The organism is Robiginitalea insularis (genome assembly GCF_052497835.1).
The window spans coordinates 2,540,822-2,553,818 of record NZ_CP199296.1 but is presented as its reverse complement, the minus strand read 5'-3'; the positions used below and the strand labels follow the sequence as shown (position 1 = coordinate 2,553,818).

General features: G+C 43.3%; 16 protein-coding genes and 1 tRNA gene. 14 read left to right on the top strand and 3 right to left on the bottom strand.

Features of this window, described 5'->3' with window-relative positions; translation table 11 throughout:
- Positions 1-93 precede the first annotated feature (93 nt).
- Genes ACT6NV_RS11615 through ACT6NV_RS11605 form a run of 3 tightly spaced genes read left to right on the top strand, consistent with a single transcriptional unit; the run spans position 94 to position 2,534 of the window.
- Positions 94-942, top strand: a complete 849-nt coding sequence (locus ACT6NV_RS11615; protein ID WP_445384615.1) for a transketolase — start codon at positions 94-96, stop codon at positions 940-942.
- Positions 943-961: 19 nt separating this feature from the next.
- Complete coding sequence (locus ACT6NV_RS11610; RefSeq protein ID WP_445384614.1) at positions 962-1,918, top strand: transketolase family protein; 957 nt, start codon at positions 962-964, stop codon at positions 1,916-1,918.
- Positions 1,919-1,964: 46 nt separating this feature from the next.
- Positions 1,965-2,534: a porin family protein gene (locus ACT6NV_RS11605; protein WP_445384613.1), complete on the top strand. Its 570-nt coding sequence runs from the start codon at positions 1,965-1,967 to the stop codon at positions 2,532-2,534.
- Positions 2,535-2,585: 51 nt separating this feature from the next.
- On the opposite strand, the gene ACT6NV_RS11600 is transcribed toward ACT6NV_RS11605, so the two are convergent.
- Entirely contained in the window at positions 2,586-3,560 is a 975-nt protein-coding gene (locus tag ACT6NV_RS11600) for an FKBP-type peptidyl-prolyl cis-trans isomerase (protein WP_445384612.1), read from the bottom strand.
- Between the two features lie 75 nt (positions 3,561-3,635).
- On the opposite strand from ACT6NV_RS11600, the gene ACT6NV_RS11595 reads away from it, so the two are divergent.
- The 3 genes from ACT6NV_RS11595 to ACT6NV_RS11585 are packed head-to-tail and all read left to right on the top strand — an operon-like array spanning position 3,636 to position 5,083.
- On the top strand, positions 3,636-4,007 hold the full coding sequence (locus ACT6NV_RS11595; RefSeq protein ID WP_445381780.1) for an RNA-binding S4 domain-containing protein: 372 nt from the start codon (positions 3,636-3,638) through the stop codon (positions 4,005-4,007).
- Positions 3,994-4,578, top strand: a complete 585-nt coding sequence (locus ACT6NV_RS11590; protein WP_445384611.1) for a methyltransferase domain-containing protein — start codon at positions 3,994-3,996, stop codon at positions 4,576-4,578. The genes ACT6NV_RS11595 and ACT6NV_RS11590 overlap by 14 nt, the downstream gene beginning before the upstream one ends.
- Before the next feature lie 7 nt (positions 4,579-4,585).
- Positions 4,586-5,083 carry a phosphoribosyltransferase family protein gene (locus tag ACT6NV_RS11585; protein ID WP_445384610.1) on the top strand — a complete coding sequence of 166 codons (498 nt, stop codon included), beginning with the start codon at positions 4,586-4,588 and terminating at the stop codon, positions 5,081-5,083.
- Here the strand turns inward: ACT6NV_RS11585 and ACT6NV_RS11580 are convergent.
- Entirely contained in the window at positions 5,075-5,590 is a 516-nt protein-coding gene (locus tag ACT6NV_RS11580; protein WP_445384609.1) for a shikimate kinase, read from the bottom strand. The two genes, ACT6NV_RS11585 and ACT6NV_RS11580, sit on opposite strands and share 9 nt — an antisense overlap.
- Before the next feature lie 140 nt (positions 5,591-5,730).
- Between ACT6NV_RS11580 and ACT6NV_RS11575 the strand changes: the two genes are divergently transcribed.
- The 8 genes from ACT6NV_RS11575 (at position 5,731) to ACT6NV_RS11540 (ending at position 11,885) form a co-directional block, all read left to right on the top strand.
- A tRNA-Lys gene (locus ACT6NV_RS11575) sits at positions 5,731-5,803 on the top strand.
- 734 nt (positions 5,804-6,537) lie between these two features.
- Positions 6,538-7,125 (top strand): Crp/Fnr family transcriptional regulator, encoded by a 588-nt coding sequence (locus ACT6NV_RS11570; RefSeq protein WP_445384608.1) that lies wholly within the window; start codon positions 6,538-6,540, stop codon positions 7,123-7,125.
- 53 nt (positions 7,126-7,178) lie between these two features.
- Positions 7,179-7,823, top strand: a complete 645-nt coding sequence (locus ACT6NV_RS11565) for a hypothetical protein (RefSeq protein WP_445384607.1) — start codon at positions 7,179-7,181, stop codon at positions 7,821-7,823.
- A 22-nt stretch (positions 7,824-7,845) separates the two neighbouring features.
- Positions 7,846-8,301 (top strand): DoxX family protein, encoded by a 456-nt coding sequence (locus ACT6NV_RS11560; protein ID WP_445384606.1) that lies wholly within the window; start codon positions 7,846-7,848, stop codon positions 8,299-8,301.
- Positions 8,302-8,303: 2 nt separating this feature from the next.
- Entirely contained in the window at positions 8,304-8,840 is a 537-nt protein-coding gene (locus tag ACT6NV_RS11555; protein WP_445384605.1) for an NADPH-dependent FMN reductase, read from the top strand.
- Between the two features lie 126 nt (positions 8,841-8,966).
- Positions 8,967-9,728 (top strand): DUF4386 domain-containing protein, encoded by a 762-nt coding sequence (locus ACT6NV_RS11550; RefSeq protein ID WP_445384604.1) that lies wholly within the window; start codon positions 8,967-8,969, stop codon positions 9,726-9,728.
- A gap of 158 nt (positions 9,729-9,886) precedes the next feature.
- Positions 9,887-10,981 carry an alpha/beta hydrolase family protein gene (locus ACT6NV_RS11545; RefSeq protein WP_445384603.1) on the top strand — a complete coding sequence of 365 codons (1,095 nt, stop codon included), beginning with the start codon at positions 9,887-9,889 and terminating at the stop codon, positions 10,979-10,981.
- Positions 10,982-11,123: 142 nt separating this feature from the next.
- Positions 11,124-11,885 carry a type 1 glutamine amidotransferase domain-containing protein gene (locus tag ACT6NV_RS11540; protein WP_445384602.1) on the top strand — a complete coding sequence of 254 codons (762 nt, stop codon included), beginning with the start codon at positions 11,124-11,126 and terminating at the stop codon, positions 11,883-11,885.
- Between the two features lie 23 nt (positions 11,886-11,908).
- Here the strand turns inward: ACT6NV_RS11540 and ACT6NV_RS11535 are convergent, their stop codons facing one another.
- The gene (locus ACT6NV_RS11535) at positions 11,909-12,907 is read right to left on the bottom strand and encodes an aldo/keto reductase (RefSeq protein WP_445384601.1); all 999 of its coding nucleotides are present in this window, start codon (positions 12,905-12,907) and stop codon (positions 11,909-11,911) included.
- Positions 12,908-12,997 lie beyond the last annotated feature (90 nt).

Sequence of the window (12,997 nt, the reverse complement as noted above, 5' to 3'; positions counted from 1 at the left end):
GTTCCCTCTCCCCATCGTTGATAACTACTTAAAAGAACCTTTGGGAAGCAGCAGGAATGCTATTATTTTTGGTTTTCTATAAATGCAACTGATATGGCCGACATTAAAAAATTGGAAACGCTTGTGCAACAGGTCCGCAGGGATATCGTCCGGATGGTCCACAAGGTAAACTCCGGGCATCCGGGGGGGTCTCTGGGGTGTACTGAGTTCTTTGTGGCCCTCTTCAATGAGGTAATGGATTTAAAAGAGGGCTTCGATATGGACGGGATAGGCGAAGACCTGTTTTTCCTTTCCAATGGCCATATTTCCCCCGTATACTACAGCGTCCTGGCACGAAGGGGGTATTTCCCGATTGATGAGTTAAATACTTTCAGGCTGATCAATTCCCGTTTACAGGGTCATCCCACTACACATGAAGGCCTTCCGGGAGTGCGCATAGCCTCAGGTTCCCTGGGACAGGGCATGTCGGTAGCCATCGGAGCCGCCCAGGCAAAAAAACTCAACGGGGACAGGCACCTGGTATACAGCCTGCACGGAGACGGGGAATTACAGGAAGGCCAGAACTGGGAAGCCATTATGTATGCAGCGGGTAAAAAGGTAGATAATCTGATAGCCACCATAGACCGAAACGGTCAGCAGATAGACGGCGGAACAGAAGAGGTGATGCCGCTGGGGGATGTAAAGGTCAAGTTTGAAGCCTTTGGGTGGGAAGTACTCTCCCTAGATAAGGGTAATGACCTGCAGGCCATCATTGATACGCTGCAAACCGCAAAGGAGCGAACCGGCAAAGGGAAACCGGTTGCCATCATCATGGAAACGGTCATGGGCCATGGGGTGGATTTTATGATGCATACCCATGCCTGGCACGGGAAAGCCCCGAATGACGAACAACTGCAAGACGCCCTTGCCCAAAACCCTGAAACCGAATTAGGGGACTATTAAAATCAAAATCCATTTGAACATGAATCAATACAAAGACCAGGGAAAACAGGATACACGAAGCGGTTTTGGCGCCGGGCTAACGGAACTGGGAAGAAAAAACCCCAAAGTAGTCGCCCTCTGCGCAGATCTGGTGGGATCACTCAAAATGGATGATTTCATCGCGGAAAACCCTGAGCGTTTTTTCCAGGTGGGGATTGCCGAAGCCAATATGATGGGAATTGCTGCTGGTATGACGATAGGTGGCTATATCCCATTTACAGGTACTTTTGCCAATTTCTCAACCGGAAGGGTATACGACCAGATCCGTCAATCCATAGCCTACTCGGATAAAAACGTAAAAATATGTGCTTCCCATGCAGGGATAACCCTGGGGGAAGACGGGGCAACCCACCAGATTCTTGAAGACATAGGGCTCATGAAGATGCTCCCGGGCATGACCGTGATCAACCCCTGTGATTTTAATCAGACCAAGGCCGCTACCCTGGCGATTGCGGATCACCACGGCCCGGTTTATCTGAGATTTGGCCGGCCCAAAGTAGCGAATTTTACCCCCGTAGATCAAAAATTCGAGATCGGCAAGGCCCTTATGCTGCAGGAAGGCACGGATGTGACCATCCTCGCAACAGGCCACCTGGTCTGGGAAAGCCTGCTGGCTGCAGAAACCCTTGAACAAAACGGAATCTCTGCAGAAGTAATCAATATACATACGATCAAACCCCTGGATGAGGCAGCCATCCTTAAATCTGTAAAAAAGACCGGCTGTGTCGTAACTGCCGAAGAGCATAATTACCTGGGCGGGCTGGGTGAAAGTGTTGCCAGGGTACTTTCCGTAAACCACCCTGCCCCGCAGGCCTTTGTGGCAACCCAGGATACCTTTGGGGAAAGCGGTACTCCTGAGGAATTGATGGAGAAATACGGCCTGAACAATAAAGCCATTACAGCCGCCGTTGTAAAGGTGTTAAAAAAGAAAGCCTGATTCCTGGTATTGTTTTTGATACCACAGGCCCTAAAAGAACACCATTATGAAACGTACCTTAATTAGTTGCCTGCTGATTCTTTTCAGCCTGTCTGCCTTCGCGCAAAAAAATCCCGGATTTGGAATAAAAGCGGGGTTAAATTTCAATTCCAACGGGGATTACAAATTCGATCAGGCCCCGAACCTGAGTGCCGATTCCAAGATCGGTTACCATCTCGGGGTTTTCGCCACTTTTGGTGATGATATTTACTTGCGGCCCGAACTGATTTTTACGAAAACTAAATCAGACTACAGCGGAGACGACTTTGACATGTCCAAGCTAGACCTGCCTGTCTTATTGGGATTCAAAGTGATTGGTCCGCTGTCTGTTTTTGCCGGACCGGATTTTCAGTATATCCTGAATACGGATTTTGATAGGGTCACCCTTGGCGATGTCGAAAATGACTTTACCGTTGGCCTGCACCTGGGTGCGGGTGTAAATCTGGGGAATCTTGGAGTAGACCTGCGTTATGAAAGGGGACTCAGTTCCAATGAGGCAAATTTCGTTGGTTTAAGCGATCGGCGCCTGGATACACGTCCCAGCCAGTTTATCCTTAGTCTTTGGGTGAAATTATAAGGCGTGCATAAAAAATGAAAAAGCCCCTGTTTCGGGGCTTTTTTTATTTCATCAACTATTGTCTTTATCCAGATAATCCGGGATGCCATCCCCATCTGTATCCGGGAAGGTGATACTTCCGTCAGGGTTGATTATAATTTCCTCCCGGGTTGGGGTGTCGTCCCCGTCATCGTCATTATCCAGGAAATTAGCGGTAAGTACCCCTCCGAAAGCACTGCGCTCCTCGGATTCATTGGTGTTGTCATTATACAGATAGCCATCGCCATTGAGATCTTCCTGAATAGAGGGGATCCCGTCCCCGTCGTGGTCTGTCTGTTCCACCGCAAATATTTCAACTGTAAAGATCAGCGGACTATATGCAGCTATTACACTCCCCTGAGGCGGCCGGTTGTAGAAGCCAAGGCCCGAAGGCATAATCATAAGGCCTACCCCCTGGCCCTGGGCAGAAAGCGTCCCATCGGGATTGACTGTTATTCCGGTAGCTGCCTTAAAGAAGCGCATACCTTCCGTAAAACCCCTGGCACCCTGCAAAGGTCCCTGCAAGCGGGCCAGGTCAAACCAGACGGGTTGTGAAAAAGAACCGTCAAAGTCCCTTCCATCGAGCAGCGTCCCCCGGTAAGCCACAAAGGCCGAGTCCGCAACTGTGGGGGCTTCCCCCCCGCCTTCCAGCGCTTCCAGGTAATACAAATTATGCGTAACATCCGGCGCATCTTCCAGATTAAACTCTTCAGATCGCACGGTGATCTGGGCAATCTGTACCTGATCGATCAGCGGTATTTTGGAAGCGTTATCCCCGGCTATTGTATCGATGACTATACGGAAGTCAAAATCTGCTGGCGGGGTCTCAAATTCTTCATAATTATAGAAGTGGGTGCTCAGAAAATCGCGAATGGCCGCATCGTCCTCTGCGAGCACGTCACTTAAGGGTTCCGGGGGTACAACCTGGATATTTAAGCCATCATCATTCCCGCAGGCTGCCAAAAGCAAAAGCCCCAGTAGTACAACACAATTTTTCTTCCATCCCATAAAGCCAGTTTCTTAAAGGCGGCAAGATACAATTTTCCCCTATTTTTGCGGAGCGGATTAACAAAGATTTTATTAATGCGAATCGATAAATACCTCTGGTGTACCCGATATTTTAAAACCCGGTCTCAGGCCACTGAGGCTGTCAAAAAAGGCCAGGTACGCATCGGGGGAGCGGTATGCAAGCCCTCCCGGGAAGTATTGCCCATGGATGAAATAAGCCTTCGCAAAAACCAGCTGAACCTGCAACTGAAAGTCCTGGATATCCCGCCACAACGGGTTGGAGCCAAATGGGTGGGTATTTATCGGGAAGACATCACGGATCCGGCAGAGCTGAAACACTTCGAATTAATGCAGGCCAGCCGGGAGCATTATCGTAAAAAAGGGGAAGGACGACCCACTAAAAAAGATCGGCGCGATCTGGAAGATTACCTGGATGAATCTGAATAAAGAATACTGGGAAGCCCGGTACCGGGAAAATCGCTTAGGCTGGGATATCGGGTATGCAGCACCCCCAATCACTAAATACATAGACCAACTTGAGGACAAAAATATTCGGATTCTTATTCCCGGAGCCGGAAACGGCTATGAGGTGGAATACTTGTTCCGAAGTGGTTTTAAAAATATACAGGTGCTGGATATTGCAGGCCTGCCGCTGAAGCGCCTGCAGGAAAAACTCCCTGGCTTGCCGGGTTCAGCCTTTCTGGAAATGGATTTTTTCGAACTAAAGCAAGGCCCGTATGACCTGATCCTGGAGCAAACTTTTTTTTGCGCCCTGCCGCCTGCAAAAAGAGATCGCTACGCAATTAAAATGGCTGAACTACTCAGGCAGGGGGGTACCCTGGCAGGTCTGCTTTTTGACTTTCCCTTAACCACACAAGGGCCACCTTTCGGAGGTTCAGCTTCAGAATACCGGCAGCTGTTTCAACCCTATTTTACGATAAAAACCCTGGAGCGGGCCACAAACTCTATTCCGCCAAGGCAGGGAACCGAACTCTTTTTTATCTTTGAGAAGAAATAGCGCTCCCATGGACAACAAAATCCTATCGCATCAGCAGATTAAATACAAAATCAACCGGATTGCCTATCAGATATATGAATCCAATGTTGAGGCCAAGCAGATCGTTATTGCCGGAATAGAGGGAGGAGGTCTGGACTTTGCCAAAAAAGTGAAGGCGGCGCTGGAAAAAATCACCCCGGCTGAAATTCTTTTATGCCGGGTAAAGATGGACAAATCCGACCCGCTGAAGAGTGGGATCACCACTTCCCTGAAGCCTGAGGAGTACCTAGGGAAGTCTGTGGTTTTAATCGATGATGTTCTGAATTCGGGAAGTACCCTTATTTATGGGGTACACCATTTCATCAAAACGCCGCTGAAACAGCTCAAAACGGCCGTGCTCGTAAATCGCAATCACAAACGATACCCCGTAAAAGCCGATTTTAAAGGATTATCCCTTTCAACGTCCCTCAATGAACATGTACGGGTAGATCTGACCTCAAAAGAATACGCCGTTTTCCTAGATTGATTTTCTGTGGATCTCTTCCACCAGCTGCTCAATCCCCTTTTCCTGAACAGCGATATGATGGGGTGCCATATTGTAGTATTTTACCCGCTCAAACAGGTGTTTTCCGATAAAATCTGGAAGTTCTTCTGGTTTCAGGTGCGAAATAAGCGGACGTTTACCGGATTCATATTGCAGGCGGGCAGCTAATTGGGAAACGCTCAGCATCAGGTAAAATACGTGTGAGGTGTGGGATAAGACCAAATCCATATTCCCTGCATAGCAGGGTGCCCCACCCCCCAGGGCCAGTACCAGTTGGTCATGGTTTTCCAAAACTTCTTTCAGTAATTCGTGTTCCTTTTTCCTGAAGTAGATTTGCCCTTTATCCTCAAATAATTCGGGAATGCTCTTTTCCATCCTCTCTTCTATATAGGTATCCAAATCCAGAAACCGAAATCCCATAGATTCTGCAAGGGCCCTGCCCACGGTAGATTTCCCGCTTCCCATATACCCGATAAGTACGATTATCATCTTCGCCATTTGTTCGCTGATTGAGGTAAATATGCAGCTTTTTCAATAAAACTGAAATTTATAGCTATTGAACTTGAAAAATAAAGAATAGATAGTATATTTGCAGCCGCAAACCGCGATAAGTTGCGGTTGTTTTTTTTGACTTGGTAGCTCAGTTGGTAGAGCATCTCCCTTTTAAGGAGAGGGTCCTGGGTTCGAGCCCCAGCCAAGTCACAATCAAGCGAAAAACCCGCCCCGCAAGGCGGGTTTTTTTATTTTGGGAGCAAAGCCAAGTTTACTTGAGTTTTGCGAACGAAATAAAAAATAAGCAGCCATAGGCTGCACGGGTTTTTCATTTGCAGAATGTGACGGCTGGGTCGCCGAGCGCAGCGAGGAACCCCAGCCGGCTACTATGCAGCAAATTCCAAATAACAAATTCCAAAAGAGTTTATCATTTGTAGGCCAGCGCACCTGCTGGCCCCTCTCTACAAAAGGTCCACCGGACCTTTTGTACCCGTTCGGCCCGGGTCCAACGAGCGAAGCGAAGTTAACCCCAGCTGGCTACTATGCAGCAAATTCCAAATAACAAATTCCAAATCCCAACTTCAGTAAGAGTTTTTAATTTGTAGGCCAGCGCAGCAGCTGGCCCCTCTCTACAAAAGGTCCACCGGACCTTTTGCGACCGTTCGGTCCGGGTCAGGCGAAGGCCAGTAAGCCAATCCCAGCCAGCACAATTGGAAATCCCATCCCTATAGTTATAGGGACCAAATCCCAGATTCTATGAGTCATTTGAATTTGACAATCAGGGTGGGCGGGTTATAGTTTCAACCAAGGAGAAACGGGGGAACCTTTGAATTGGCTGAATTAAGGCTTTAACATTCATTAATGTAGTTGAGAAAATGCATAAAGTTTTCAACAACACGGTTCAAATACTTATTTTTAAACGAAGAATAAGATCCCTCTTGAAATTGGAGTATTCACATAAATTAATTATTGATAATGTCAGTAGGTTTATTGATTTAACCGAGCTTGAAAAACAGAAGTATATTTCTTTACTTAAGGAAGTAAAGGTGAAGAAGAAAGGATTTTTGATGCAAGCCGGTGAAATTGCCAAACACGAGTATTTTATCACTAAAGGTTGCTTGAAGGTCTATACTTTGGATGAAGATGGTGCACCCCACATCTCAATGTTTGCTGTTGAAGATTATTGGACAGGGGACATGGCCAGTTTTATTACCAAAGAACCTTCGCGTTATTTCATTAAAGCTACCGAGGATTCAGAATTATTAGGTATTTCCAGGGCTAATTATGAATTACTTTTTCAAGAAATACCAAAATTCGAAAGGTTTTATCGTATCCTATATCAAAGGTCGCTCATAAATTACATAAGGCGTTCCAATTATGGTATATCCTTAACAGCAGAGGAAAGGTATATCGAGTTTAAAAAGAAATACCCTAAAACTGTCCAAAGAATTACCCAAAAAGACTTGGCAGGCTATATTGGCATTACGCCAGAATTCATGAGTAAAATTATCTCCAAAGTCAACAGAATGTAAAAGTCTTAAACTACTTCATTTTTTTTCATGTGTTCCTCCCGGAATTTTGAAGCATGAAAAATATAGTAACAATCACAACCGTCTTAATTCTCGGCTTTGCGAATACATTAAATGCGCAATTCACGCAAGTAGAACTGTTTTCGGGATTTAATAAAACTGATTTTACGCTATATGCAAGTTATCCAATTAACGAAAAAAGAACCCTCAATAGTGCAACCCTGGCCTTTTTCCAAAAATTCAATGAAAAGGAAAATGAGGAATTCGATGAGGTAGGTATCCAACCCACTTTATTCTGGAATCTCAATAAGCATATTTCAGTTGGCCCGTCACTGTATTACAACAGTGTAGCTGGCTATTCAGAGCGCTTCTCGGCAAAATTAGCCGTAAAGAGTTCCAGGCTTTTGGTTGTGGTAATACCCACAGTGGGTCACTACCATCGAACAAAAAGAGGTTACGCCGAAACCTTTGCCCAGGTACAGTTCCGTACTCCTATTAATAAGAGAGTTGCCATTTGGCTCAATGGGCAGTTCCTGACTGTTTGGGACAATTTTAAAAAACATTCAAGAAGCTTTCAGCAATTACGGGCAGGGGTATCCTTTAAAGGACATCAGTTAGGTATTGGGGTGGATCTGGACCAATATGGCCCAAATCCCGTTGAAAAATCATCTTTCGGTTTTTATTACCGCAAAACTTTATAATCAATTTTAAATCTTAAACAGTATGAAAATTTCAGTAAAAACACTTTTGAAGACAGATCCGAATATTGGGTTTAGCATTGCAAGATTATCACTTGGTTTGGTATTATTCCCTCATGGAGCACAAAAACTCCTGGGCCTTTTTGGAGGCTATGGATATTCCGGCACCATGGATTTTTTCACAGCTCAAATGGGTTTGCCAGGTTTTGTAGCCTTCTCCGTAATAATGATTGAGTTCTTTGGATCAATTTCACTAATCCTTGGATTCCTGAGCAGGTTCTGGGCCTTATCCCTAGCAGGGATGTTCATAGGAATCATTTATACCACCCAGTTGGAGCATGGTTTTTTTATGAACTGGTTCGGAAATCAGGCAGGTGAGGGATACGAATACTCGCTGTTGGTCATCGGACTTGCATTAAGCCTAGTTGTCAATGGGAGTGGCAAATTCTCTATAGATCGTTTAATCTCTAAAAAACAGTAATCATGAAAAAAATAATCGCAATTGCAGGAAGCAACAGTCAAAAATCTATCAATAAAACTTTGATAAGCTATGCCACTGGTTTAATAGAAAATATAGAAGTTATGTCAATTGACTTAAATGATTATGTCCTGCCCATTTATAGCGTTGATTTTGAAGCTGAAAATGGTATACCGACTGCCATAAAAAGACTGGACGAGTTATTTAATACTGCCGATGGTTTTGTGGTATCTCTCGCAGAACATAATGGGTCCTATACTTCGGTATTTAAAAATACCATAGACTGGTTATCTCGTGCAAACATGAAGGTCTGGAGGGAAAAACCTGTCCTGTTAATGGCCACCTCACCAGGAGGCAGAGGCGGTGCATCCGTTTTACAATCTGCAAGTGCTTACTTCCCTTTTATGGGAGCCAGCATTACAGATACATTTTCATTGCCTTCTTTCTACGAAAATTTCACCAACGGAAAAATCAAGGATGAAATTTTAAAAGAAGACATTCATTCCAAAGTTCACAAATTTCAAACAACAATTATATCATAAAGAAACCAGCTGCATTTTGTAATTGTATGTAAAAACATATGATGTAACAAAAGTGTCATCCGTTCGTGTTTATTATCCTATTCAAAACAGTAAAAAATCTATTAGAAGAAGGATCTGAAATACTAATTGAAGAAGAAAACTGACGACAAAAGACTCAAAGAAATGGAAAGTACAAAAGCATTAGCGAGTATAAAATTTATACGCCTTACGGGATTGCTTTATCTATTCGTAATCCTATTTGCAGGATTTAGCCAGGGATATGTCAGGGGAACCCTTATTGTGCCAGAAAACACTGTGAAAACAGCAACTAATATACTCCACAATAAAGGACTTTTTCAATTCGGGTTAACAACAGACTTAATTGCTTTTCTTTTAGATGCTGTAATAGCAATACTGTTATACAAGATATTTAAACCGTTCGATAAGACCCTGGCGATGGTGTCTTCGGCATTCCGGCTTATAGCGCATCCGGCCATCGGAAGTTTGAATTTGCTAAATCATTACATGGCTTTAAAGGTTCTGGAAAACGGAAGCTTTTCAAATTCATTTAATACATCACAAATACAGCAAATAAGCGCCTACTTTATGGAAGCCCACCATTATGGCTATCTCATTGCAGGAAGTTTTTTTGGAGTACACTGCCTATTACTCGCGATACTAATTTTCAGGTCCAATGTGTTTCCAAGGGTGTTTGGAGGATTATTCCTTGGAGCAGCCACAGGTTATCTCATTGAATCATTCGGAAATTTTAATTTTCCAGGTTATGAGGGTTATACGGCTTTGATTGTTGGGGTTGCTGCTGCTCTGGGGGAAGTTGGGTTAACCCTATACATACTTATCAGAGGAACTACAGAATCCTATAGGGATTTTAAGAGATTACAATTATGAAAAAGTGAAACGTATGCCACATTTTGTAATAGACTGTTCACAGCAAATTGTAGAAATACTAAAGGTGATGTTTCCAGAGGTTCCTATCATTTCTATGAACATCAGGGATTTTAAGAAAGCAACGTATTGTAACAGGGAAATGGTTTAAATAAAATAGAATGCAAATAAATAGAATTTTAATAGCGGGAATTTGTTTTATCTCAGTTGGTTTTGTCTTTCCACAAAACAAAATCAATAGTGACGACAATAAGTCGATCGATATAGACTTAATCATCAAAACAGATGATGTCAGTATAGGTGGCACGTTACTCATCCCCTCAAAACCAACTTCTAAGGCATTAGTTATTCTAAGCTCCGGGAGTGGACCCCAGGACCGGGACGAGACCTTGTATGATTTTAAAATTTTTAAAATAATTAGCGAACATTTGGCTTCACAAGGGGTCGCGTCTTTCCGTTATGATGACAGAGGCGTAGGAACAAGTACCGGCGATTTTGTGAATAGCACAATCGAAGACCATTCCAGGGATTTGGAAAATATAATAGAATACTTTAAATCCACAGAAGACCATTCATTCAAAGATTTTATATTGTTTGGCCATAGTCAGGGTGGAATTCTTGCTGCGAAAGTTGCGGCAGGAAATGAATCTGTTAAAAAAGTAGTTTTAATGGGGGTGCCGGCGGTACCTCTAATTGAGGTGGTTCTATATCAAGTCAGGCAGGAATACAATCAGTCCGATATTTCTAAATCATTAATAGAAGCCGATGTTTCGGCCCACAACAAATTGATGAGAGCTATTGAGGATAATGAGAACATTGATAAAGCGTACCATTTATTCAGACAAACAACTGAATCCATATTAATTGAAATGGATTCGGCAGAAGGAGTGACAGATATTGAAAAAATAAGGCGAGAGGCCACTGCCAAAGCTGATGAATTTAAAATAATCTATGACTTGCCCTCGCTGACATCTTTTCTTTACTATGACCCTTCAAATGATTATGAGCAACTGAAAGTTCCTGTATTGGGTTTGTTTGGAGGTTTGGATTTTCAAGTACCCATACATCAGAATAAAGACAGGATGGAAAACGCACTCCTCAAATCAGGAACAGCGTATCATTTTATAACCTTTGATGAGGCCAATCATTTTTTTGAAAAGGCAACAACCGGGATCAGGGATGAATATGCAAGCCTTGAAAAGAAATTTGTCAATAATTTTCTAAATGAGATTGCTCGCTGGATACTCGAGAATTAGTTCATTAAGGAAGAAATTAAATAGAAAATACGTCATACAAATACTTTTTCTAATCATTGTCATATCTAATCAGGTAATGAATATCCTTGTATTTGGATATAGGACTATCGTTAATTGTGGCATCTAAAATTCAATCAAACAAATGAAAAAGGGATTCTTAGCATTATTCATATTATTGATTTTCATCTCATGTAACAATAGCGAAAATGTAAAGGGAAGAATACTGATTATAGTTTCAAATACAGAGGACATGGGAAACCCTGAAAAAAACTTTGCAGGGAACAATCTTTGGGAGGTAGCACCCCCCTACCACATTTTTGTTTCTCACGGTTATAAAGTGGATTTTGTTTCGCCTACAGGAGGAAAAGTACCATTCTCAATGGATCCTGTCGGAATAAGTAGTTATGCCATAAAGTATGAAAATTTTAATGAAAAAGTTGAAAATTCATTAACTCCCGATTTAGTAGATCATAAAGATTACAAGGCCGTTTTTATAGGTGGTGGCTATGGACCTTTGTTTGATGTTGCCTATAACAAAAGCTTACTGTCTATCATAGCTCAAATTTATGAAAATGAGGGAGTTGTAGGAGGTTGCGGGCATGGTCCTGGTGCCTTTGCCAATGTAAGACTCAGTAATGGGGAATTTATGGTGAAGGATAAAAAAGTAACCGGATTTCCGAATTCGACCGAGGTCACTAAAAGTTGGGCAAAGGAAGGAACTTTATTACCTGTAATGCTGGAGGATCAATTAAGAGAGAATGGAGCCATTTTCCAGACCAAAAGTGACTTGGCTGATAAACACGACGTGGTAATTGACAAGAGAATCGTAACTACCATGTTTCTACCCTCTTCGGCTATTGTGGCAAAAGAAATGATACATGAAATTAAAAAAATACAGGATTAACCTTTTGGCGCAATCCCGTAAACCTACCCGGCCAGTATCCTTTCTATTTCCGAAATCTCATTTTCCTCAAAATGAGGCTTTTTCAGTGCCTCCAACGAATCGCTCAATTGCTCAGGACGACTAACACCCAATAAAACAGAAGTAACACGGGGGTCTCGCTTTGTCCATGCAAGGGCCATCTGAGCCAGAGATTGTCCTCTTTTATTTGCGAGCTCATTTAGTTTGCGCCCAATTTCGATTTTTTCAGCAGTGATCTGATCAGCTTCCAATGCGCCATTGCCACGGCCAGATGCCGCACGGGAAGTTTCAGGAATACCATTGAGATACTTATCGGTCAATAGGCCCTGTGCCAACGGTGAAAAAACAATACAACCCACCCCACGCCTTCCAAGAAGCTCCAGGAGTCCATCTTCGATTGTTCTGTCAAACATGGAATACCGGGGCTGATGAATCAAACAGGGCGTCCCAAGCTCATCAAACATTTTGAGGGCTCCTTTTGTTTCCTCAACATCATAACTGGAAATACCTACATAAAGTGCTTTTCCCTGCCGAACCATTAAATCCAATGCCCCGACAGTTTCCTCCAAAGGCGTGTCCGGATCAGGACGGTGATGATAAAAAATATCCACATAATCAATGCCCATTCGCTTCAGGCTTTGGTCTAAACTGGATACCAAATATTTCTTGGAGCCATAATCCCCGTAGGGCCCATCCCACATCTTCCACCCCGCCTTAGTGCTGATTATTATTTCATCTCTGTGGTTCACCAGATCCGAGTTAAATATCTTACCAAAAGTAGATTCAGCTGAGCCTGGTGGTGGCCCGTAGTTATTCGCCAAATCAAAATGCGTTATGCCAGCATCGAAGGCATTTAGCACTATGGCCCGGGCATTTTCATAGTTATCGTTAAAACCAAAATTATGCCACAGACCCAGTGAAAATTCAGGTAGCAGTAACCCACTGTTACCACAGCGCCTATAGTCCATCAGCTTGTATCGATCCGTATTTGCAGTGTAATCCATTTTAATATTTTTAGCAGGCCCCGATGTTTTTATAAACATCGCTTATAAGCCCTATTCTTCATTAAGTATAATGAAGCGATATTCTGATGA

Excerpts from the sequence above, each read along its gene's own strand:
- ACT6NV_RS11610 (WP_445384614.1), top strand. The coding sequence starts at position 962 with ATGAATCAATACAAAGACCAGGGAAAACAGGATACACGAAGCGGTTTT.
- ACT6NV_RS11605 (WP_445384613.1), top strand. The coding sequence starts at position 1,965 with ATGAAACGTACCTTAATTAGTTGCCTGCTGATTCTTTTCAGCCTGTCT.
- ACT6NV_RS11545 (WP_445384603.1), top strand. The coding sequence starts at position 9,887 with ATGCAAATAAATAGAATTTTAATAGCGGGAATTTGTTTTATCTCAGTT.
- ACT6NV_RS11595 (WP_445381780.1), top strand. The coding sequence starts at position 3,636 with ATGCGAATCGATAAATACCTCTGGTGTACCCGATATTTTAAAACCCGG.
- ACT6NV_RS11535 (WP_445384601.1), bottom strand. The coding sequence starts at position 12,907 with ATGGATTACACTGCAAATACGGATCGATACAAGCTGATGGACTATAGG.
- ACT6NV_RS11615 (WP_445384615.1), top strand. The coding sequence starts at position 94 with ATGGCCGACATTAAAAAATTGGAAACGCTTGTGCAACAGGTCCGCAGG.
- ACT6NV_RS11565 (WP_445384607.1), top strand. The coding sequence starts at position 7,179 with ATGAAAAATATAGTAACAATCACAACCGTCTTAATTCTCGGCTTTGCG.
- ACT6NV_RS11560 (WP_445384606.1), top strand. The coding sequence starts at position 7,846 with ATGAAAATTTCAGTAAAAACACTTTTGAAGACAGATCCGAATATTGGG.
- ACT6NV_RS11580 (WP_445384609.1), bottom strand. The coding sequence starts at position 5,590 with ATGATAATCGTACTTATCGGGTATATGGGAAGCGGGAAATCTACCGTG.
- ACT6NV_RS11585 (WP_445384610.1), top strand. The coding sequence starts at position 4,586 with ATGGACAACAAAATCCTATCGCATCAGCAGATTAAATACAAAATCAAC.
- ACT6NV_RS11590 (WP_445384611.1), top strand. The coding sequence starts at position 3,994 with ATGAATCTGAATAAAGAATACTGGGAAGCCCGGTACCGGGAAAATCGC.
- ACT6NV_RS11555 (WP_445384605.1), top strand. The coding sequence starts at position 8,304 with ATGAAAAAAATAATCGCAATTGCAGGAAGCAACAGTCAAAAATCTATC.
- ACT6NV_RS11540 (WP_445384602.1), top strand. The coding sequence starts at position 11,124 with ATGAAAAAGGGATTCTTAGCATTATTCATATTATTGATTTTCATCTCA.
- ACT6NV_RS11600 (WP_445384612.1), bottom strand. The coding sequence starts at position 3,560 with ATGGGATGGAAGAAAAATTGTGTTGTACTACTGGGGCTTTTGCTTTTG.